Consider the following 20,605-nt stretch of genomic DNA (forward strand, 5'->3'; position numbering starts at 1 on the left):
CCGGTCGCGTCGGGCCTTTCCCATCGTGGAGATTGGCCCGAAGGAGCGAAGAGCAAGCCGGCCATGCCGCTCCCGGTCCGTGGGGGGGCGTATAACCTATATGGTACGTTTTGTCAAGGTTGGGGTGGAAGAGGATAGATGCGAGGGGGGACCCCTCGCGCTCCCGGGACGTCTTCCGGCGTATTTGTTGTGTTGGGGGGTGGGTGTTGCGCGCTGTCTCGCTGTTGCGCTTGGGAGAACAAGGGCGGCCCTTCGACAGGCTCAGGGCAGGCGGTGTGGGGGGAGGGGGCGTGGTCTGCTTCCGGCTCGTCATGCCAGCGTAGGCTGGCATCGCTCACGGTTTGTGGAACGGTTGGAGGCGCTTGGTGGCCAGCGATCCCAGCCTTCGCTGGGATGACGTTTTGGGGGCTTCCGCACCCCGCCCATCCTGAGCTTGTCGAAGGACTGCTTTTCTTGGGGCCGCGCGCCCAGCCCGGCCCCTCCAGATCAGTCCTCGAGCTGGCGCAGCAGGGTGCGGACGTCGCCGTCCATGTCGGCGTCGCGGGCGCGCAGTTCCTCGATCAGGCGGACGGCGTGGATCACGGTGGAGTGATCGCGACCGCCGAACTTGCGGCCGATCTCGGGATAGGAGCGCGGCGTGAGCACCTTGGCGAGGTACATGGCGACCTGGCGCGGGCGCACGACCGCGCGGGCGCGGCGCTTGCTGGCCATTTCGGTGCGATCGACGCGGTAGAACTGGCAGACGGTGCGCTGGATCTCGTCGATGGTGATGCGGCGGCGGTTGGCCGACAGGATGTCGGTCAGCTGCTCTTCGGCAAGGCTCAGGCTGACCGGCTGGCCGGTGAGCTGGGCATAGGCGATAAGCTTATTGAGACCGCCGACCAGCTCGCGCACGTTGCGGTTGATGGTACGAGCCAGAAACTCGATCACGTCGCCCGGCACCTGTGCGTTGCCGAAGCGGGCCAGGCGGTGTTCGAGGATCTTGCGGCGCAGCTCGATGTCCGCCGGCTGGATATCGGCAACCAGGCCCATCGACAGGCGCGAAAGCAGCCGCTGTTCGACGCCATCGAGCGCCTGGGGTGCACGGTCGGCGGCGACGACGAGGCGCTTGCCCGCGCTCATCAGCGCGTCGATCGTGTGGAGGAATTCCTCCTGCGTGCTGGCCTTGCCGATGATGAACTGGATGTCGTCGACCAGCAGCATGTCGAAGCCGCGCAGGCGCGACTTGAACTCGATCATCTCGTTCGAGCGCATCGCCTGGACGAACTCGATCATGAAGCGTTCGGCCGAGCAGTAGAAGATCCGCGCGCCCGGCTTGTTGGCGGCATAGGCGTGGCCGATGGCGTGGAGCAGGTGCGTCTTGCCCTGTCCGGTCGAGCCCTTGAGGTAGAGCGGCGAGAACTGCGGGGTTTCGACCGCGGCCATGCGCTGCGCGGCGTTCACCGCCAGCACGTTGGCCGAGCCCGAGACGAAATCGGCGAAGGTCAGCGAGGGATCGAGCCCGGCGAGCGTCGATTCGGCGATGGCGGGCGCCACGGGCCGCGCGGGCGCCGCCGGTTCGAACGCGGCCGCCACGCGCAGATCGGGCATGGCGCGGCGACGGGGGTGGACCGTGATGCGCACCTGGCGCACTTCCGAACGGGCGATCTTCCAGGCGAGGCTGAGGCGATCGGCAAAGCGATCGGCGACCCAGTTGGCCGAGAATTCGGTCGGCAGGAACAGATCGAGCGTGCCGGTATCCTTGCAGAAGCTGCCAAGCTGGATCGGCTTGATCCACTGGCTGTGCAGCTGCGAACCCAGGTCCTTCTTCAGGCCCTGGCTAATGTCCGCCCAATCGGCCGCCAGATCCAGGGCTTCCTGGTCCTCGATCATGCTGCCGTCACGTCCCTTCTTGCCTTGCCCTGCCGAAGCACCGTTTGCCGGGCCGGCCTGTACCGTCGTCTTGTTGCCGGCGGCTGCCTGCGTGGCGCCGCCCATGCCGAATTCATCGATCTTCACGCGCCGCCGCCCCGCATCTTGCGGCCTGACCTCCTCTTGCCGGGAGAACAGGCACGACCTACCCCTTGCCCGGATGCGCGCATTCGTGCGCCCGGGCCCTGCTTCAAGCGATTTCGTGACACCGGCCAGACGAGTTCCCTGTCGAAACAGAAGGCCCCCGCCGCTGCCGGTCCGTCCTGTCTATTGGCCCTTCGCGTTTGTGCGCAAGCGCCGGAGCGCAAAAAAACTGAAATAAATCGCCTTGACTCGGGCCTGGCCCGCAGAACTCCATCAAGTACATGATTTTATTCAGTTTTCCTTACTTCAACAGCCGAATCGCGGAATTTCCGTGACTTGTTGCGATTGCGAAATTGGTGGCGCTTTGAAACTATCGCGCAAAAGAAAAGGCCGGCGTGTGACACGCCGGCCATGTTCTTTTTTTGTGCCGTAACGTGCCGGTCATCACCCCGACACGATCAGCGCTTCGCCGCGAATCAGAGAGCGGCGACTCGCTTGCTGAGACGGCTCATCTTGCGGGCCACGGTGTTCTTGTGGAGCACGCCACGGGCAACGCCGCGCGCCAGCTCGGGCTGGGCAGCCTTCAGCGCTTCGGCGGCCGCAGACTTGTCGCCACCTTCGAGCGCGGCTTCGACCTTCTTGACGAAGGTGCGGATGCGCGAAAGGCGGTTGCCGTTGATTTCGGCGCGACGTTCGTTGCGGCGGATGCGCTTGCGGGCTTGCGGCGTGTTGGCCATGTGTTCCTGTCTCGTGTCCTCTGGCGGGCCACCGAAAAGGCGCCCATGCAATCATGATGGAAAGCGGGTAAAGCCCGCCGGAAAGCGGCGCCCTTAGCGTCAAGCCGCGATGCGGTCAACAGATTCGGCGCCTGCGGGCCGCCCCTTAGGCCAGACGGCGCAGCGACAGGCGCAGGCCGTCGCGCGGCTTGGGGATCGGCCAGGCCTGCCACGAAGGCGCATAGCCCGGCGCGGCTTCGAGCGCATAGCGCGACAGGATCTGCGCGACCAGCACCTTGGTCTGCATCGTGGCGAAGTGCAGCCCCAGGCACATGTGTGCGCCGCCGCCGAAGGGCACCCAGGCATACTTGTGCCGCGCGGCGACCTTGTCGGGGGTGAAGCGCAGCGGATCGAAGCGGTCGGCATCGGGCCAGAGCGCGGGATCGGCATGGACCGCGGCCGGGCTGATGCCGACGCCCGTGCCCGCCGGAATGAAGTGGCCGCGGAAGGTGAAATCGCGCAGCGCGCGGCGCGGCATGGCCGGAACCGGCGGCATGATCCGCAGCGATTCCCTGAAGGCGAGATCGGTCAGTTCGAGCTTGCCCAGATCCTCGTAGGCGAGCGTGCGGTCCGGACCGCCGGTCACGGCCAGCGCCTCGGCGCGCAGCTTGTCCTGCCATTCGGGCGAGGTCGCGAGGTGCCAGGCGAGCGTGGTGAACGAGCTGGTGATGGTATCGTGCGCGGCCATCATCAGGAAGATCATGTGATCGACCACCACGTCTTCGGCGAGCAGGCTGCCATCTTCGCGGGTGGCGAGGGCGAACTGGCTGAACATGTCCTGCCCGGGCCTCTCGCGCCGTTCGCGCACCAGCTGGGTGAAGTATTCGACCATCAGCCTGCGCCCGGCAACGCCCCGGCCCATCGCGGTGAACGGCAGCGGGCGGCGGATCGGCGCGACCGAGGCCTGCACCATGTCGACGAAGGCCTTGTTCAGCCGGTCGGCCTCTGGCCCCAGGGGCAGGCCGAGGAAGCTGACCGCGGCGGTCTGCAGGGTAAGCGTCTTGATCAGGTCGTAGAAGCGGACCTGCGTGACCCCATCGGCCCCGGCACCCTTGCTCCACGCTTCGACGCCGCGCGCGATCTGTTCGTTGAGCTGGCCGCAGTAGGCGCGCATCGGTTCGGGCTTGAACGCGATCGACAGCGCGCGCCGGTCGATGCGGTGCGCTTCGTGGTCCATCAGCATCAGCCCGCGCGGGAACAGCAGGTTGAGGATCGGGCCCCAGCCCTGCTCGTTCGAGAACAGCTTGTCGCGATCGAACAGCACGAGCTCGTTGGCATCGGGGCCGATCAGGTTGACGCCGCGCCGGCCGAAGCTGCGGGTGCGGTAGACGGGACCGTACTTGGCCAGCATTTCCTTGCCGAAGCCGATCGGATCGCCAAGCTGGCGGAAGGTGGTGCCGACGATCGGCCAGCCATCGTCCCCCGGGATCGCATCGAGTGCGGCATCGCCGGGGTGGCGCGTCCAGTGCGGGTTGCCGCGATCGGACTGGACGGTCACGTCGGTGAAGCTGCGGGCCGGAACGCTGGCCATCGATCGTCTCCCAGGGTCTTTTTAATCGCTCCATTAATGACACGACTGTCAGCAGCGAGGCAAGACCCGGAAGATTTCAGATCCAGCCGGAAAGTTCGCGCCGGACGAGCGATTCGATGAGGTCGATCCCGGCCTCGCCCGCGTTGAGGCAGGACAGCGCGGCAAAATGGCTGCCGCCGGCGGCGAGGAAATCGTCGCGCCCGCGGATGGCCAGTTCCTCCAGCGTTTCGAGGCAGTCGGCGGAAAAGCCGGGTGCGGCGATGGCCACGCGCTTCGTGCCGTTCCTTGCTTCTTCCACCAGCACGGTGTCGGTCGCCGGTTCGAGCCACTTGGCGCGGCCGAAGCGGGACTGGAAGCTGGTGACGATGCGCAGGTCAGGATGAGTCTGCGCAAAGCGTTCGCCGATCAGGCGCGCGGTCTTGCGGCAATGGCAGTGGTAGGGATCGCCCCGGTGCAGCGTGCGTTCGGGCATGCCGTGGAAGCTCAAAAGCAGCAGTTCCGGCGCGAAGGCGAGCGCGCCAATCTGGCGGGCGAGATCGGCGTGGAGCGCGGCGATCGCGGCGGGATCGTCGTGATAGGGCGGCAGCGTGCGCAGCGCGGGCAGGCGGCGGCGGCCCTTGATCCAGTCCGCCATGGCATCGAGCGCGCTGGCGGTGGTGGCGGCGGAATACTGCGGATAGAGCGGCGCGACGAGAATGCGTTCGCATCCCTGTTCGAGCAGGGCGTCCAGCTCCTTGCCCATCGCCGGGCTCTGGTAGCGCATGGCGTGGCGCACGATCGCCGCATCGCCCAGCCGCGCCTGCAGCCCGCGCGCCTGGGCAGCGGTGATCGCGGCGAGCGGGGAGCCTTCATCGCTCCACACCTGCTGGTAGGCGTGGGCGCTCTTCTTCGGCCGGGTGGTCAGGATGAAGCCGCGCAGGATCGGCTGCCAGACGAGCGATGGAATTTCCACCACCCGCTTGTCGGACAGGAATTCGCCGAGATAGCGCTTCACCGACTTCGCATCGGGCGCATCGGGCGTGCCGAGGTTGACCAGCAGCACGCCGACCTTGCCGGTGCGCACGACCGGGTGTTCGGCAGGAAGATGCGAAGCGGTCATCAGAAGCCTTCGGACAGGAGGGGCAGGCGGCGCAGGCGCGCGCCGGTGGCCGAGAACAGGGCATTGGCGATGGCAGGGGCCGTGGCGACCATCCCGAGTTCGCCGGGATCGAACGGCTGCTCTGTCGAATCGGCGAAGGCAACATCGACCTTGGGGCAATCGGCCAGCAGCGGCAGGCCGAGCTGCGACAGCCGGGCCGCCAGCGGCAGGCCCGAAGCATAGGCGGTGCTGCCGCCGATCGCGTGGGCAAGGCCGAAGAGAAGGCCGCCTTCGATCTGCTGGCGGGCGATATCGACGTTCACGATGCGGCCGATGTCAGCATAGGCGGAAAGCTGGTCGACCCGGATCGCGCCATTGTCCTGCCGCGCTGTCGCCACCACGGCAATGAAGCCGGAACGCGGGCCTTCGCTCGCTTCGAGATCGAGCTTCCAGCAGGCGATGCCCTGCCCCGAGGCATCGGCGCCGCCGCCCCACATCGCCATGCGCGCCACGCCCTGCAGGCAGGCGACGAGGCGCGGCTGGCCCGACAGCATGCCGACGCGGAACGAGAGCGGCTCGGCGCCCGCGAAATGGGCGCATTCATCGACGAAGCTTTCGACGATGAACGCGGTGTAGCCATGCGCGCCGCCGCGCAGCCGGCCGGTGGGCAGCGGCAGATCGACGGGAATGTGATCGACCGCCTTTTCGGGGATGCCATAGAGCGGCAGCGCGCCTTCGCAGGCCATCGGATCGGGCTTGCCCTGCGCGGCGGCTTTGGCGCGTGGCATGCTGGTTTCGCCGAGCAGGCGCGTGCCCCATTCGATCGCGGTGGCCGGCAGGGCAAGCCGCGCGCGCCAGCCGAGCAGGCGCTGCTTGTCGGGGCTCATCGCCGCGGACAGCTGCGCCGAGACGGGCGTGCGCGGATAGCTGCCGAGCGATTCCTGCCAGCGCGACCACATCAGCTGCACCGGGCGGCCAATCGCCTTGGCAATGGCAGCGGCCTGCGAGGCGATGCGCACATCGAGCCGCGCATCGAAGCTGCCCCCGGCGTGGAGCGGATAGAGCACGACATCGCGCAAGGCGACGCCCGCGGCGCGCGCGGCGGCGCGGCGGGCGAGTTCGGGCGCTTGCGTCGCGAGCCAGAGTTCGAGCCGCCCTTCCTCCAGCCGCGCCGTGCAGGTGGCGGTTTCGAGCGGGGCGTGGGTACCGGGTTCGACATCGTAGCGCACGTCGAGGCTGGGGCGCGCAAGCAGGGCGTCAGGATCGCCTTCGGCAAGGATGCGCCGGGGCGTGCCCTTGTGCAGAGCAGTGTCGATGCGGGTTTCGAGCGCGGAACTGTCGGCGATCCGGCCCGCCGCCTTGAAGCGCGGGTCCATCGCCTTGAGCGCCTTGTCGGCGGCGTGCCAGGTGGTGCCGGCAGCGGCGAGCCAACGCTTGGCGCGGACGACGCCGACGAGGCCCTTGATATCGGCGGCGGCCTTACGATCGTAGCTTGCCAGCACGCTATCGCCCTGCGGGCCCATGGCGATGGCCGCGTGGACCATGCCGGGCAGGCGCACGTCGCCGGCAAAGACGAAGCTGCCATCGACCTTGGGCGGAAGATCGAGCCGGGGAAAGGCCGGGCGCGCGCCTTCGGGAAAGGCGCCGGGCTTTTCGCGCGGGGGTTCGGGCCGCAGCACCGGCGGATCGGGCGGGTCGAAACCGGCGGCGGCGGGGATCAGCTTTTCGAACGCGATCTGGCGCTTGCCGTCGGTGACGGCATGGCCGCGTGCATCGAGCGTTTCCCAGCCGACGCCCCACTGCGCGGCGGCGGCCTGCGCCAGCACGGCGCGGACGGCAGCGGCGGCATCGCGCAAGGGCGCTTCGAACGCGGCGAGCGCAGTGCCTTCCGCCGTGATCTGCAGCGGCTCGCGCTCGGCATGAAGGCGGGCGAGCACATCGCCGGGCCGGTCGGCCAGCGACGGCGCCAGCGGCAGCCACAGCCGCGCCCAGCGCGCGGCGAGCACGGCATCGCCATAGACCGGGCTGACCGGTGCGGGTTCGACGCCGACGCGCTTCCAGTCGGCGCCCATCTCCACCGCGACGATCTGCGCGGCGAGCGTGGCAATCCCCTGCCCCATTTCGCAGAACGGCACGGCCACGCTGACATCGCCATTGCGCGCGAGGCGGATGAAGCTGTCGAATACGCGCTCTCCGGCATCAGCCCCATCGCGCGCAACAAGCGGGCTGGCATAGTGGCGCGGCACCAGCCGGAACGCGAGCAGCAGGCCGCCCCCCGCACCAGCGCCGATCAACAGGCCGCGCCGGGTCAGCCGCATGGCGCTAAACGCGCGCGTCGAGCCAGGCGATCACGGCTTGCGCGATCCGGGCGAAGGCATCGGCCTGCGGTCCTTCGCCCGCCGCCGGGGGCCGCCCGGCGTCGCTGTCCTGCCGGATCGCCAGATCGAGCGGAATGCGGCCGAGGAAGGGCAGGTTCATCGTCCTTGCCGCGGCTTCGGCACCGCCCTGCCCGAACGGATCGCTTTCCTCTCCGCAATGCGGGCAGACGTAGCCGGCCATGTTCTCGACCAGGCCGACGATCGGCACGTGCGCCTGTTCGAACAGCTGCACCGCGCGGGTGGCGTCCATCAGCGCCAGATCCTGCGGGGTGGAGACGATCACCGCGCCCGCCGGCTTGTGCTTTTGCAGCATGGTCAGCTGCACATCGCCGGTGCCGGGCGGAAGATCGACCACGAGCAGATCGATATCGCCCCAGATCGCATCGGTCAGCTGGCCCAGCGCATTGCCCGCCATCGGCCCGCGCCATGCGATCGCCTGCCCCGGCTGGACGAGGTGGCCCATCGACAGCAGCGGCAGGCCCCAGGGGCTCTGCACCGGATGCAGCTTGTTGCCTTCGGCGGTGGGGCGCATGCCTTCGGTTGCGAGCAGGCGCGCCTGCGAAGGGCCATAGATATCGGCATCGACGAGGCCGACCTTCTTTCCAGCGCGCGACAGCGCGACGGCGAGATTGGTGGACAGCGTGGACTTGCCAACGCCCCCCTTGCCCGAGCCGACCGCGAGGATCAGCGGGGCCGCACGCTTTTCCGCGGTCATGCCCACGCGCACTTCGGCAGCGCCCGCCGCCTTGGCCGCGTCGCGCACCGCAAGATCGAGCTTGTCGCGCGCGAGCCGCTCCATGCCGGCGACATCGAGCACGATCGTGGCGACTTCGCCCTTCACCGTGGCCGACTGCAGCCTGTCCCCCGCCACCTGCCGCACCGCATCGTGCAGCGCCTTGCCATCGAGGCTCACGCCCGCTCCTGTTCCTGCCCGCCGGTTGCAGCCATTCACCCCCGGCCTTCGGGGCAGTCCCCTAGCAGAGGAATTTTGGGAGCGAGACACTGTTTTTCGCGAGCGTTGTTCCTATAACGGTCGGATGAAGGATTTCGGTGAGGCAGGTGCAGGGCCCGGACCCCTGCCCGGGACCAGCAGCGCAATGACGGGCAAGAAGAGCCCCTGGGGCGACCCGGGCGGCGCCGACGACCGTGGCGGAGACGCCGGGACCGAAGGCGGCGCAGGCGGCAACAGGCCCGAGAGCGGCGAGCGGCCCAGCCCGCCGCCGGGATCCGAAGGTCCGCGCAATCCCTGGCTGCCGCCCGCATCGGGCGAGCCGCGCAAGGGCCCGAGCATCGAGGAGCTGTTCCGCAAGCGGTCTGCGGGCCCGGGCGGCGGCGGGCGCGGCCCCGCGTTCCGCCTGCCCCCGCGCCCCGACGGCAAATCGTGGGTGCCGATCGGCGTTGCCGCCTTCGTGCTGCTGTGGCTGGGCACGTCGATGGTCCACCGCATCGCCCCGCAGGAACAGGGCATCGTCACGACATTCGGATCCTATTCGCGCACGCTGCATCCCGGCATGGCGCTGACCCTGCCCTGGCCGGTGCAATCGGTGAGCGTGAAGGACGTGACCTCGATCCGCCGGGAATCGATCCCCGAGGGCGAAGGCGAGAAGCTGATGCTGACCGCCGACCAGAACCTGGTCGACCTGACCTATCTGGTGCGCTGGAACATCAAGGATCTGAAGCTCTATTCCTTCCAGCTGGCCGAACCGGACCAGACCGTTCGCGAAGTGGCCGAGGCGGCGATGCGCGCCTCGATCGCCGAAGTGACGTTGAACGACGCCATGGGTTCGGGCCGCGCCGCGATCGAGCAGAACGTGCGCGAGCGGATGCAGCGCGTGCTCGATGCCTATCGCTCGGGCGTGAAGATCCAGGGCGTTGAGATCAAGAAGACCGACCCGCCGGCCAAGGTGGTCGATGCCTTCAAGGAAGTGCTTGCCGCGCAGCAGGATGCGCAGAGCGAGGTGAACCGCGCCGAAGCCTGGGCGCAGCAGCTGACCGCCCGCGCGCAGGGCGAGGCCGCCGCGTTCGACAAGGTGTACGAGCAGTACAAGCTTGCCCCCGAGGTGACGCGCCGGCGCATGTACTATGAAACCATGGAGCGCGTGCTGAGCCAGACCGACAAGGTGATCGTCGAGACGCCGGGGGTGCAATCGTACCTGCCGCTGCCCGAAATCAAGCGCCGCCCGAGCGATGCTGCCAGCGATGCCTCGAACGGGGGGGCGAACTGACATGGACGCCATCGAACGCATCTGGAACGACTACAAGGCCGCGGTCATCGCTGTGATCGTGCTGCTCGTCGCGCTGGCGAGCACGCTGATCGTGGTGCCCGAAACCAAGCAGGCGGTGATCGTGCGGCTGGGGGACCCCGAGCGCGTGATCAACCGCTTCCGCCCCAATGCCGACTTCGGCCAGACCGGGGCAGGCCTTTCCTGGCGCATCCCGTTCTTCGAAACGGTGGTGTGGGTCGACAAGCGCGTGCTCGACGTCGACATGGAGCGCCAGCAGGTGACCAGCGCCGACCAGCGCCGCCTGGAAGTGGACGCTTATGCCCGCTTCCGCGTGATCGACCCGGTCAAGATGTACGAGACCGCCGGGACCGTCGACCGCGTATCCGAACAGCTGCAGCCGATCCTCAATTCGGTGCTGCGCCAGGAACTGGGCAAGCGCACGTTTGCTTCGCTGCTGACCGCCGAGCGTGGGCAGGCGATGGCCAACATCCGCCAGGGGCTGGACAGGGAAGCGCGCGAATACGGCGCGCAGGTGATCGACGTGCGGATCAAGCGCGCCGACCTGCCCGATGGCGCGCCGCTCGATTCGGCGTTCACCCGCATGGCGACCGCGCGCCAGCAGGAAGCCGCGACGATCCGCGCGCAGGGCCAGAAGAACGCGCAGATCATCCGCGCGCAGGCCGAGGCCGACGCATCGCGCACTTATGCCGACAGCTTCGGCAAGGACCCTTCGTTCTACGACTTCTACCGGGCGATGCAGAGCTACGACACGACCTTCGCGCAGAAGGGATCGAGTACGTCGATCGTGCTTTCTCCTGACAACGAGTACCTGAAGCAATTCCGCGGAAAGTGACGGAACGCCCCCATTCAAATCCCGTTCATGCGACGAAGCGTTGATCGGCGAGGGGGATGGGAGCGGCGCCCGGCACGGCCGGGAATCCGCCGCCAACGCATAGGACAAGAGGAACGAGCCACGTGCGATATGCTTACGGAGTGACTACGGCGCTGCTTCTTGCCGGCAGCGCGGCGACCCTGGTGACCGGCTTCCCCGCCGGCGCCCAGGTGGCCCAGAACGATTCCGCGCAGATGCAGAACGTGGTGCCCCGCGCGGGCGCGCCGGCAAGCTTTGCCGACCTGACCCAGCAGCTGCAGCCGGCCGTGGTCAACATCTCGACCCGCCAGCGCGTGAAGGTGCAGAACCAGAACCCGTTCGCCGGAACGCCTTTCGGTGACCTGTTCGGCGGCGGCCAGGGCGGCGGCGGCGCGCAGACGCGCGAGGCGCAGTCGCTGGGTTCGGGCTTCATCATCTCGGCCGACGGCTACATCGTCACCAACAACCACGTGATCACCGCCGACGGCCAGGGCGAGGTCGAATCGATCACCGTCACCATGACCGACGGCACCGATTATCCCGCCAAGCTGATCGGCCGCGACGCCGCGTCGGACCTGGCGGTGCTCAAGATTTCGGGGACCAAGCCCTTCCCGTTCGTGAAGTTCGGCGATTCGCGCCACGCCCGCGTGGGTGACTGGGTGATCGCCATCGGCAACCCGTTCGGCCTTGGCGGCACCGTCACCAGCGGCATCATCTCGGCGGTCTATCGCAACACCGGATCGGGTTCGGCCTACGACCGCTATCTGCAGACCGACGCTTCGATCAACCGGGGCAATTCGGGCGGTCCGATGTTCGACATGAACGGCAACGTCATCGGCATCAACAACGCGATCTTTTCGCCGACCGGCGGCAGCGTTGGCATCGGCTTTGCGATTCCCGCCGAGATCGCCGCCCCGATCGTGGAAAAGCTGCGCAGCGGCCAGGCGATCGAGCGCGGTTATCTGGGCGTACGCATCCAGCAGCTGTCGGACGACCTTGCCGCCTCGCTCGGCCTTGCCAAGAAGCGCGGCGAATTCATCCAGTCGGTCGAACCGGGCCAAGGCGCGGCCAAGGCCGGCATCCAGTCGGGCGACGTGGTCGTTTCGGTCGACGGCAAGGAAGTCACTCCCGACCAGACGCTGTCGTTCCTGGTGGCCAACACCGCACCGGGCAAGCGCATCCCGATCGAGCTGATCCGCAACGGCCAGCGGCTGACCGTGCAGGCGGTCGTCGGCAAGCGCCCGAGCGAGGAGGAGCTGGCCAGCAACACCTTCGACCCCGACGCGCAGCAGGACGACAGCGACAACGGCGGCTTTGCCAAGCCCGATGCCAGCAAGCCTGCTTCGGGCGCGGCGATCCAGCAGTCGCTGGGCATTGCCGCCATCCCCCTGACCGCGCAGATCGCGCGCCAGCTGGGCGCGACCGAGGACACCAAGGGCGTGGTCATCACCGCGGTCGATACCTCGGGTGACGCGGCGGCCAAGGGCCTGCAGCGTGGCGACATCGTGCTGTCGGCCAACTACAAGGCGGTGACGTCGCTGGCTGACCTGGAAGCCGTGGTGCGCCAGGCCAAGGCGGAGAACCGCGAAGCCGTGCTGCTGCGCATCCAGCGCCGTGGCCAGCCCGCGCTTTACGTGCCGATCCGCCTGCGCTGATCGAACAGATCTGACGGCAAGAAAAAGGCCGCCTCGGGAAACCGGGGCGGCCTTTTCGCTGGACTGGTCGGGCCTTTACTGGCCGGGATCGAGGTGGAGGCCGCGGCGCCCGTGTTCGGGCGTATCGTGCGGCGGCAGCGGTTCGGGCGCGTCCGGATCCATCGGCACCTGCAGCATGCCTTCCCACTTGGTGATGACCGAAGTTGCCACCGCGTTGCCGACGACGTTGGTGGCGGTGCGCCCCATGTCGAGGAAGGTATCGACGCCGAGCAGCAGCGCGATGCCTTCGAGCGGCAGGCCAAACTGGGTGAGCGTGGCGGCGATGACCACGAGGCTGGCGCGCGGCACGCCGGCGATGCCCTTGCTGGTGACCATCAGCGTGAGCAACATGGCGATCTGCTGGCCGATCGACAGGTGGACGCCATAGGCCTGCGCGATGAACATCGTGGCAAAGCTGGTGTACATCATCGAGCCATCGAGGTTGAACGAATAGCCCAGCGGCAGGACGAAGCCCGAAATGCGGCGCGGCACGCCGAACCGGTCGAGCTGTTCGAACAGCTTGGGCAGCGCGGACTCCGAACTTGCGGTCGAGAAGGCGAGCAGCAGCGGTTCGCGGATATAGCGGGCGAGCACGATGACGCGCTTGCCCAGGAACAGGCCGCCCATGGTGAACAGGATCACCCACAGCAGCGTCAGCCCGAAGAAGAATTCGGAAACGAACACGCCATAGGTGACGATGATCGACAGGCCCTTGGTCGCCACCACCGAAGCGAGCGCGCCGAACACGGCCATGGGTGCCGCGCGCATCACATAGTCGGTGATCGTGAGCATCAGCGTGGCGAGCGCTTCGGCCCCGCGCACCAGTGGCGCGCCCTTTTCACCGATGGCCGAGAGGGCGACACCGGCGAAGAGCGAGAACACGAGGATCTGCAGGACGTTGTTCTTGGCCATCGCCTCGAACACGCTGGTCGGGAAAATCTCGAGCACGAAGTGGCGCAGGGTGAAATCGGCGGTGGCAAGATCGCCGACCGGGGCGGCGGGCGTGAACTGCAGGCCGACGCCGGGCTTGAACAGGTTCACCAGCACCAGGCCAAGACCGATCGAGATCAGGCTGGCGGTGATGAACCAGCCGAGCGCCCGCCCGCCGATCCGGCCGAGCGCGGCGCTATCGCCCATGCCGGCGATGCCGGTGACCAGCGTCGCCAGGATCAGCGGCGCGATGATCATCTTGATCAGGTGCAGGAACACTTCCGGCAGCAGCTTGAGCGTGTCGGCGATGCTGGCGAGCGTCGCACTGTCTGCAGGATAGGCGCGGTTGAGCGCAAAGCCCGTGAGAATGCCGGCGATCATGGCGATCACGATGTAGAGGGTAAGGCGTCGGCCCAAGGTCTTTCGTCCCCGCAAGATTGTTGCGTGCGAGACTAACCTCTGGCTAGGCATAGGGCAAACCTACATAAGGAGACGCCGGTGGAGAGGATCAGGATCGAGCGCGAGGAGCGGGTCACGTGGATCCGCCTGGCCCGGCCGGAGGTGCTGAACGCGATCGACGCGGACATGCATGACGAGCTGGAAGCCGCGTTCGATGCCTTTGCCGCTGATCCCGACCAGTGGATCTGCGTGGTGACCGGCGAAGGTCGCGCCTTCTGCGCCGGGTCCGATCTCAAGTCGGTGGTCGCGAACGGGCATCGCGATTATCCGGCGCACGGCTATGCCGGGCTGATCGAGCGGTTCGACTGCGACAAGCCGATCATCGCCATGGTCAACGGGCTGGCGCTGGGCGGCGGGTTCGAGGTGGCGCTCGCCTGCGACCTGATCATCGCGGCGGAAAGCGCGAGCTTCGGCCTGCCCGAACCGCTGGTCGGCGCGGTGGCGCTGGGCGGCGGGGTCCATCGCCTGGCCCGCCAGATCGGCCTGAAAAAGGCGATGGGCATGATCCTGTCGGCCCGCCGCGTCAGCGCCGCGGAGGGCGAGCGGCTGGGCTTCGTCACCGAAGTGGTGCCTGACGACGAGCTGGAGACGGCGACACGCGCCTGGGTCAAGACGATCCTGAAGGGCGCGCCGCTATCGATCCGGGCATCGAAGCAGGCGGTGATGCGCGGGCTGGACGAGCCCAGCCTGGAAGCGGCGATCGAGGGTCAAGAGGATTACCCCTCCTTCGCCGCGTGGCGCCGCAGCGAGGACGCGCGCGAAGGTGCGCTCGCCTTTGCCGAAAAGCGCGCCCCCGCGTGGAAGGGGCGCTGACTTATCGCTGATCAGCGTCCGGGCTTTCAGCGTCCGGCCGTTCAGCGTCCGGTCTGGGCGCGGTGGAGCAGCTTCTGGTCGGCAAGGACCAGCGCCATCATCGCTTCGACCACGGGCACGCCGCGAATGCCGACGCAAGGATCGTGACGGCCCTTGGTGAACAGCTCGGTCGCCTCCCCTTCCCGCGTGATCGTGGGCATGGGGGTGAGGATCGAGCTGGTCGGCTTGAACGCCACGCGCACCACCACCGGCTGTCCGGTCGAAATGCCCCCGGCAATGCCGCCCGCGTGGTTGGCGAGGAAGCTGGGCCCATCATTACCGGGCCGCATCGGATCGGCATTGCCTTCGCCGGTGTTGCGCGCGGCTTCGAAGCCATCGCCGATCTCCACGCCCTTGACCGCATTGATGCCCATCATCGCGTGGGCGAGTTCGGCATCGAGCTTGGCATAGAGCGGCGCGCCCCAGCCGGCGGGCACGCCTTCGGCCACGCATTCGACCACCGCACCCAGCGACGAGCCGGACTTGCGCGCATCGTCGACCAGCTTTTCCCAGCGCGCCGCCGCCCACGAATCCGGGCAGAAGAACGGGTTGCGGCCGATTTCGGCTTCATCGAAGTGATCCATGTCGATCCGGTCGCCGCCGATCTCGCTGACCCAGGCGGTGATCTTCACTTCGGGAATCACGAGCCGCGCAACGCCGCCCGCCGCCACGCGCGCCGCCGTTTCACGCGCCGAGGAGCGCCCCCCGCCGCGGTAATCGCGAAAGCCGTACTTGGCGTCATAGGCATAGTCGGCGTGACCGGGGCGGTAGGCCTTGGCGACATCGCCATAGTCCTTCGAGCGCTGGTCGACGTTCTCGATCATCAGGCTGATCGGCGTGCCGGTCGTGCGTTGGATTCCGTCTTGGCCCTCGAACACGCCCGAAAGGATCTTCACCTGATCGGGTTCCTGCCGCTGCGTGGTGAAGCGCGACTGGCCGGGGCGGCGGGCATCGAGGAAGGGCTGGATCACCGCTTCGGAAATCGGCAGGCCCGGCGGGCAGCCGTCGACGACCGCGCCGAGCGCGGGGCCATGGCTTTCGCCCCAGGTGGTGAAGCGGAACACGTGTCCGAAGCTGTTCAGGCTCATGGAGCGCGGCTTTGTCGCAAGCGCGCGCAAAAGTCCATTGCCCGGCCGATCGCGGACTAGGCGGCGTGGACAAATTCCACAGCGCCACGGCTGGAGGCAAAAAGCGCCAGCGAGAGGAGGCGAGGCGGAGCAATATCGGGAATATTGCGAGCCGAGCCGACGCTGCGATGGCGCTTTTTGGTCCAGCCCCAAAGGGGTTTCCCTGTAAAGGGTCCCTGCAGCGTCGCTCGGCCTTGATGGAGGCCCACTCCACCTGCGGCCTCGCTCCTTGCCGGGGCCCTTTACAGGGAAACCGTGGCGTTGCGGAGTTTGTCCACGCCGCCTAGGACAGGCAGCCCATGTACCTCGTCGTCTTCCGCAACCGCAAGCGCGCCGACCTCGACGCCGCCGCCTATGCCGCCGATGCGCAGGCGATGGAGGACCTGGCCCGCGCGCAGCCCGGCTTTATCTCGTTCAAGAGCTACACGGCCGACGACGGCGAAGTGATCGCCGTCCGAATGGGCCGACGAGGCCGCCGCGCTTGGCTGGCGACGGCAGGCCGACCACGCCGCAGTCCAGGCCCGGGGCCGCGCCGAATACTACGAAAGCTATACCCTGTTCGCCGGGACTCCCGCGCGCCACCACCACTTCGACAGGACCGAGCGATGAGCGTTACCGTCTACGGCATTCCTAACTGTGACACCGTCAAGAAGGCGCGTGTCTGGCTCGAGAGCCAAGGCATCGCGTACACTTTCCACGACTACAAGAAGCAAGGCGCCGATCCCGCGCGCATCGCCGGCTGGATCGCGCAGGCGGGGCGCGAGAAGATCGTGAACAAGGCGGGGACGACTTACCGCAAGCTGGACGAGGCGCAGAAGGAGGCGCTGGCGGGCGATGGCGCGGCGGCGGTGCTGGCGGCCAACAGCTCGGTCATCAAGCGGCCGATCGTCGAGCATGACGGCGGTCTTCTGGTGGGGTTCAAGCAGCCCGAGTGGGAAGCCGCGCTGGGCTGAGTCGGCGGGGCAAGGCGTTTACACCGCCTTAACCATACCGCGCGATAAGTGCGGGCATGCTTCAGGATCTTCAGGACTGGCGGGTCGAGGGGGCCCTCAATCCGTGGCGCAAGCCCGGGCGGGTCGGCCTTTCGGTAGTGATACCGTGCTATAACGAAGCGCCGGTAATCGATGCGCTGATGGCGCGCCTGATGCCGGTGTGCGAGGCGGCGAGCCCCGGCGACTACGAGATCGTGCTGGTCAACGACGGGTCCAGCGATGCGACCTGGGCGCTGATCACGGCCCATGCGGCGCGTTCGGCGCACGTGGTGGGCGTGGACCTTGCGCGCAACCACGGCCACCAGCTGGCGCTCACCTGCGGGCTTCAGGTCTGCCGCGGCGAGCGGGTGCTGGTGATCGACGCCGACCTGCAGGATCCGCCCGAACTGCTGCCCGAAATGATGCGGCTGGCCGATGAAGGCGCCGACGTGGTCTATGGCCAGCGCGTGGTGCGCGAAGGCGAAACCATGTTCAAGAAGGCGACGGCGGCGGCGTTCTACCGCGTGCTCGAAAGACTGATCGACATCGACATCCCGCGCGATGCCGGCGATTTCCGGCTGATGACGCGGCCGGTGGTCGATACGCTGAACGCCATGCCCGAACGCTTCCGCTTCGTGCGCGGCATGGTCGGCTGGGTCGGCTTCCGCCAGGTAGCCCTGCCCTACAAGCGCGATGCGCGCTTTGCCGGCGAGACGCATTATCCCTTGCGCAAGATGCTGGCGCTGGCCTTCGATGCGGTGACCAGCTTTTCGGTCAAGCCGCTGCGCATTGCGTCGCTGTTCGGCGCGCTGGCAGGCCTTGCCGGCTTCGTCATGCTCGGTTGGGTGCTGAGCGTGTGGCTGACGAGCGGGACCGTTCATGGCTGGACCAGCATGATCGCGGTCGTGCTGATCCTGGGCAGCGTGCAATTGCTCGTGCTCGGGGTGTTCGGCGAATACATCGGCCGCATGTACATCGAGACCAAGGGCCGCCCGATGTTCGTGGTGCGGCAGGTGTTCCGGGGCGATCAGGCATGAGCGCCTTGCCACCGCAGGCCGAATTCGACCTGCATTGCGACCGCTACCGCGCCGAGCACGCCGCATCGATCCGCGCGAGCGGCGAGGATGTGGACTTCTTCGCCGGCTACAAGGCGGCAGATGCCCTGCGGCTGGCCGAAACGGCGGGGCTTGCCGTGCGCGACATCCTCGATTTCGGATCGGGCGTGGGCAACGCGGTGGCACCGCTGCGCGAAGCTTTCCCGCACGCGAGGCTGACCTGCCTCGACGTTTCGGCGCGGTCGCTCGAGGCATCGCGCCGCAAGCATGGCGACGACAACGCCTATGTTCCCTACGACGGGCAGACGCTGCCGTTTGCGCCCGCTTCGTTCGACCTCGCGTTTGCGGCCTGCGTGTTCCATCACATTCCCCACGAGGACCATGTCGCGCTGCTGGCGCAGATCCGCGCGAGCCTGCGGCCCGGCGGTCTGTTCGTGCTGTATGAACACAATCCGTGGAACCCGCTGACCCGGCAGGCGGTGGCCAACTGTCCGTTCGACGAGAACGCGGTGCTGATTTCCGCGCCGGTGATGGCCGCACGGCTGCGCGCGGCGGGCTTTGCGCCCGTGACGCGCGAATACCGGATGTTCTTCCCCCGGGCGCTGGCCGCGCTGCGTCCGCTGGAGCGCTTCCTGAAGGCGCTTCCGCTGGGCGCGCAATACGTGCTGGGCGGGTGCGCTTGAAGATCGTCGAGGCGATCCCCGCGCCCGCGCGTTTCGCCGGCGTGGGGCTGATCAACACCGCGCTGGGGCTTGCGCTGATCCAGATGGGCCTGCTGCTCGGCTGGAACGATTATGCCGCCAATGCCGCCGGCTATGCGGGCGGGTTCGTCTGTTCCTACCTGCTCAACCGCAGCTTCACCTTCGCCGCGAGCGAAGGACGACACGCGCGCCAGTTGCCGCGCTTCGCGCTTGCCGCCGGGGTTGCCTATGCGCTGAACATCGGCGTGCTGGCGATCGGGCGCAGCATCGGGATCGGCGGGACGCTGGCACTGCAGGCGGCGGCCGTGGCGATCTATACGGTGGCCTTCTACCTGCTTTCGCGGCGGTTTGTCTTCGCGGGCGGACCTTCCGCGACCGCCGACGCCTCCCGCTGGCATGCCCTGGTTGCGCGGACCACGCAAAGCCCTGCGCTGATCGCCCTGCTCGTCGCCGCCGCGATGGCGCCGCTCATGTTGGTGACGACGCCGCCGCTGGTCGATGCAGGCGGGCACATGGCGCGCTGGATCGTGCAGGTCGATGCGGGCGCATCGCCGGTGCTGCGCCAGTGGTACGACTTCAAGTGGGGGCTGCTCGGCAACCTTGGCTGCGACCTGCTGGCGCAAGGGCTGGTGCCGCTGCTGGGGCCGGAGGCGGCGCTGCGTGCGATCGTGGCGATCATCCTGGGTGTCCAGGCGCTCGGCATCCTGACCCTTTCGCGCACCGTGCATGGAAAAGTCGCGCCGACCGCATTCTTCGCGCTGCCCTTCATCTTCGGCTTTCCGCTGCAGTTCGGCTTTCTCAACTCGCTGCTGGGGATTGGCCTTGCGCTGAACGCCGTGGCGCTGTGGACCGCGCTCGAGATCAGGGGGCGCCATCGCCTGCAGGCGGCGCTGTTCGTGCCGATGGGCTTTGGGCTGTGGCTGGCCCACACGATGGGGCTGGCGGTGTTCCTGGTCGGTGCCTTCGCGGCGAACGCGGCGCGCGCCGATGCACGGGGCGAACCCGCCTGGCGCGTGGTGTTCGTATCGGGGCTGCGCCTGCTGCCCGCCGTGATCGGCCCGCTGATCGCCATGGGCATGGCCCGCCACGGACCGGTCGAGCCGTTCGCCTATCACCAGGGTGGCGGCAAGTGGCTCTGGCCCTTCGATGCGCTGCGCGACACGTGGCAGGCCTGGGACTTGGCCGCGCTGCTGATCGCCACCGTTGCCATCTACCTGTTCTGGCGCACGCCGTTTTTCGTGCGCGACCGCGGTATCGCGGTGTTCGCGGTGCTGATGGCGGTGATCTACGTGATCATGCCCGACACTATCCTCGAATCGCAGTATGCCGACATGCGGCTCGTGCCGGTGACCTTCGCGCTGTTCCTGATCGCGGCCGCGCCACGCGCCGACAGCCCGCCGGCGCTGCGCACCGTGCTGGCGATCGCAGGCCTGCTGTTCGTGGGGGCGCGCTGGACCGGCAATGCCGTGGCGATGGTCCACAACGACAGGATCGCCGGCCGCGCGCTTTCGGTGCTTTCGGCCGTGCCGCGCGGGACCAACCTGGTGACGATCGTGCCGCGCACCTGCGAGTCAGCGCAGACGCCGTGGAACATCGACCGGCGCGACCATATTTCCGGCTATGCGCTGGCACGCTGGCAGATCTTCGACAGCGCACAGTGGCAGATGAACGCGGGCCAGCTGTTGAAGGTGCACAATGCCGATGCGGAACCTTACGATCACGATCGCCAGACGATGATCTACGATCGCAGCTGCAATGGCTGGCCGGGCGTGCACGACGTGCTGACCGAACTGAAGCCCGCCATCCGCTATGTCTGGGTGATCGGTATGCCGGCCGGACTGCAGCACGATGGCTGGAGCATCGCTGCCCGAGCGGGCGATTCGGTGGTACTGCACCGCATCCGCTGAAAAGGGAGCCACCTGCCCCCTGTCGCACCGGGCCGAGGCATGCTATCTACACCAG

Annotated in this window: 16 protein-coding genes and 1 pseudogene; 9 read left to right on the forward strand and 8 right to left on the reverse strand. The window is 67.8% G+C overall.

Annotated features, from left to right (window positions below; all coding sequences use genetic code 11):
- Positions 1 to 486: 486 nt before the first annotated feature.
- From dnaA to HHL27_RS12035, 6 genes are all read right to left on the reverse strand, one after another.
- Positions 487 to 1,872 (reverse strand): chromosomal replication initiator protein DnaA, encoded by a 1,386-nt coding sequence (gene dnaA / locus HHL27_RS12010; protein ID WP_169493976.1) that lies wholly within the window; start codon positions 1,870 to 1,872, stop codon positions 487 to 489.
- A 599-nt stretch (positions 1,873 to 2,471) separates the two neighbouring features.
- Entirely contained in the window at positions 2,472 to 2,732 is a 261-nt protein-coding gene (gene rpsT / locus HHL27_RS12015) for a 30S ribosomal protein S20 (protein ID WP_169493681.1), read from the reverse strand.
- Positions 2,733 to 2,877: 145 nt separating this feature from the next.
- Complete coding sequence (locus HHL27_RS12020) at positions 2,878 to 4,302, reverse strand: cytochrome P450 (RefSeq protein ID WP_169493682.1); 1,425 nt, start codon at positions 4,300 to 4,302, stop codon at positions 2,878 to 2,880.
- Positions 4,303 to 4,378: 76 nt separating this feature from the next.
- Positions 4,379 to 5,401, reverse strand: a complete 1,023-nt coding sequence (hemH, locus tag HHL27_RS12025) for a ferrochelatase (RefSeq protein ID WP_169493683.1) — start codon at positions 5,399 to 5,401, stop codon at positions 4,379 to 4,381.
- Positions 5,401 to 7,698, reverse strand: coding sequence for a molybdopterin cofactor-binding domain-containing protein (locus tag HHL27_RS12030; protein WP_169493684.1), 2,298 nt, complete (start codon positions 7,696 to 7,698; stop codon positions 5,401 to 5,403). Before HHL27_RS12030 ends, hemH begins: the two co-directional genes overlap by 1 nt.
- 4 nt (positions 7,699 to 7,702) lie before the next feature.
- On the reverse strand, positions 7,703 to 8,671 hold the full coding sequence (locus HHL27_RS12035) for an Mrp/NBP35 family ATP-binding protein (RefSeq protein WP_420874058.1): 969 nt from the start codon (positions 8,669 to 8,671) through the stop codon (positions 7,703 to 7,705).
- A gap of 184 nt (positions 8,672 to 8,855) precedes the next feature.
- Here HHL27_RS12035 and hflK point away from each other — a divergent pair, with 184 nt between their 5' ends.
- The 3 genes from hflK to HHL27_RS12050 all read left to right on the forward strand — a co-directional run bounded on the left by hflK (position 8,856) and on the right by HHL27_RS12050 (position 12,509).
- Positions 8,856 to 9,983, forward strand: a complete 1,128-nt coding sequence (hflK, locus tag HHL27_RS12040) for a protease modulator HflK (protein ID WP_169493685.1) — start codon at positions 8,856 to 8,858, stop codon at positions 9,981 to 9,983.
- A 1-nt stretch (position 9,984) separates the two neighbouring features.
- On the forward strand, positions 9,985 to 10,836 hold the full coding sequence (gene hflC, locus HHL27_RS12045; RefSeq protein ID WP_169493686.1) for a protease modulator HflC: 852 nt from the start codon (positions 9,985 to 9,987) through the stop codon (positions 10,834 to 10,836).
- Between the two features lie 122 nt (positions 10,837 to 10,958).
- A complete protein-coding gene (locus tag HHL27_RS12050; protein WP_338114891.1) occupies positions 10,959 to 12,509 on the forward strand; it encodes a Do family serine endopeptidase in 1,551 nt (516 codons plus the stop codon).
- Between the two features lie 75 nt (positions 12,510 to 12,584).
- Here HHL27_RS12050 and HHL27_RS12055 read toward each other — a convergent pair whose 3' ends face one another.
- Positions 12,585 to 13,895: a dicarboxylate/amino acid:cation symporter gene (locus tag HHL27_RS12055; RefSeq protein ID WP_169493688.1), complete on the reverse strand. Its 1,311-nt coding sequence runs from the start codon at positions 13,893 to 13,895 to the stop codon at positions 12,585 to 12,587.
- An 81-nt stretch (positions 13,896 to 13,976) separates the two neighbouring features.
- On the opposite strand from HHL27_RS12055, the gene HHL27_RS12060 reads away from it, so the two are divergent.
- The gene (locus HHL27_RS12060; RefSeq protein WP_169493689.1) at positions 13,977 to 14,750 is read left to right on the forward strand and encodes an enoyl-CoA hydratase-related protein; all 774 of its coding nucleotides are present in this window, start codon (positions 13,977 to 13,979) and stop codon (positions 14,748 to 14,750) included.
- Positions 14,751 to 14,791: 41 nt separating this feature from the next.
- Here HHL27_RS12060 and aroC read toward each other — a convergent pair whose 3' ends face one another.
- Complete coding sequence (gene aroC / locus HHL27_RS12065) at positions 14,792 to 15,877, reverse strand: chorismate synthase (RefSeq protein WP_169493690.1); 1,086 nt, start codon at positions 15,875 to 15,877, stop codon at positions 14,792 to 14,794.
- Positions 15,878 to 16,215: 338 nt separating this feature from the next.
- Here aroC and HHL27_RS12070 point away from each other — a divergent pair.
- From HHL27_RS12070 to HHL27_RS12090, 5 genes and pseudogenes are all read left to right on the forward strand, one after another.
- Positions 16,216 to 16,525: pseudogene (locus HHL27_RS12070) on the forward strand (antibiotic biosynthesis monooxygenase family protein).
- Positions 16,522 to 16,869: an arsenate reductase gene (locus HHL27_RS12075; RefSeq protein WP_169493691.1), complete on the forward strand. Its 348-nt coding sequence runs from the start codon at positions 16,522 to 16,524 to the stop codon at positions 16,867 to 16,869. The pseudogene HHL27_RS12070 and the gene HHL27_RS12075 overlap by 4 nt, the downstream one beginning before the upstream one ends.
- Before the next feature lie 56 nt (positions 16,870 to 16,925).
- Positions 16,926 to 17,924 carry a glycosyltransferase family 2 protein gene (locus HHL27_RS12080; protein WP_169493692.1) on the forward strand — a complete coding sequence of 333 codons (999 nt, stop codon included), beginning with the start codon at positions 16,926 to 16,928 and terminating at the stop codon, positions 17,922 to 17,924.
- Complete coding sequence (locus HHL27_RS12085) at positions 17,921 to 18,625, forward strand: class I SAM-dependent methyltransferase (RefSeq protein ID WP_169493693.1); 705 nt, start codon at positions 17,921 to 17,923, stop codon at positions 18,623 to 18,625. The genes HHL27_RS12080 and HHL27_RS12085 overlap by 4 nt, the downstream gene beginning before the upstream one ends.
- Positions 18,622 to 20,550 (forward strand): GtrA family protein, encoded by a 1,929-nt coding sequence (locus tag HHL27_RS12090; protein ID WP_169493694.1) that lies wholly within the window; start codon positions 18,622 to 18,624, stop codon positions 20,548 to 20,550. Before HHL27_RS12085 ends, HHL27_RS12090 begins: the two co-directional genes overlap by 4 nt.
- The last annotated feature ends 55 nt before the right edge of the window (positions 20,551 to 20,605 follow it).

Origin of the sequence: Novosphingobium olei (genome assembly GCF_012927405.1) — a bacterium.
GTDB classification, from domain to species: domain Bacteria; phylum Pseudomonadota; class Alphaproteobacteria; order Sphingomonadales; family Sphingomonadaceae; genus Novosphingobium; species Novosphingobium olei.

What these genes read in the sequence shown, in the direction of transcription:
- HHL27_RS12085 (WP_169493693.1), top strand. Translation starts at nt 17,921, where the DNA reads ATGAGCGCCTTGCCACCGCAGGCCGAATTCGACCTGCATTGCGACCGC.
- HHL27_RS12020 (WP_169493682.1), bottom strand. Translation starts at nt 4,302, where the DNA reads ATGGCCAGCGTTCCGGCCCGCAGCTTCACCGACGTGACCGTCCAGTCC.
- dnaA (WP_169493976.1), bottom strand. Translation starts at nt 1,872, where the DNA reads ATGATCGAGGACCAGGAAGCCCTGGATCTGGCGGCCGATTGGGCGGAC.
- rpsT (WP_169493681.1), bottom strand. Translation starts at nt 2,732, where the DNA reads ATGGCCAACACGCCGCAAGCCCGCAAGCGCATCCGCCGCAACGAACGT.
- hemH (WP_169493683.1), bottom strand. Translation starts at nt 5,401, where the DNA reads ATGACCGCTTCGCATCTTCCTGCCGAACACCCGGTCGTGCGCACCGGC.
- HHL27_RS12030 (WP_169493684.1), bottom strand. Translation starts at nt 7,698, where the DNA reads ATGCGGCTGACCCGGCGCGGCCTGTTGATCGGCGCTGGTGCGGGGGGC.
- HHL27_RS12075 (WP_169493691.1), top strand. Translation starts at nt 16,522, where the DNA reads ATGAGCGTTACCGTCTACGGCATTCCTAACTGTGACACCGTCAAGAAG.
- hflK (WP_169493685.1), top strand. Translation starts at nt 8,856, where the DNA reads ATGACGGGCAAGAAGAGCCCCTGGGGCGACCCGGGCGGCGCCGACGAC.
- aroC (WP_169493690.1), bottom strand. Translation starts at nt 15,877, where the DNA reads ATGAGCCTGAACAGCTTCGGACACGTGTTCCGCTTCACCACCTGGGGC.
- hflC (WP_169493686.1), top strand. Translation starts at nt 9,985, where the DNA reads ATGGACGCCATCGAACGCATCTGGAACGACTACAAGGCCGCGGTCATC.
- HHL27_RS12080 (WP_169493692.1), top strand. Translation starts at nt 16,926, where the DNA reads ATGCTTCAGGATCTTCAGGACTGGCGGGTCGAGGGGGCCCTCAATCCG.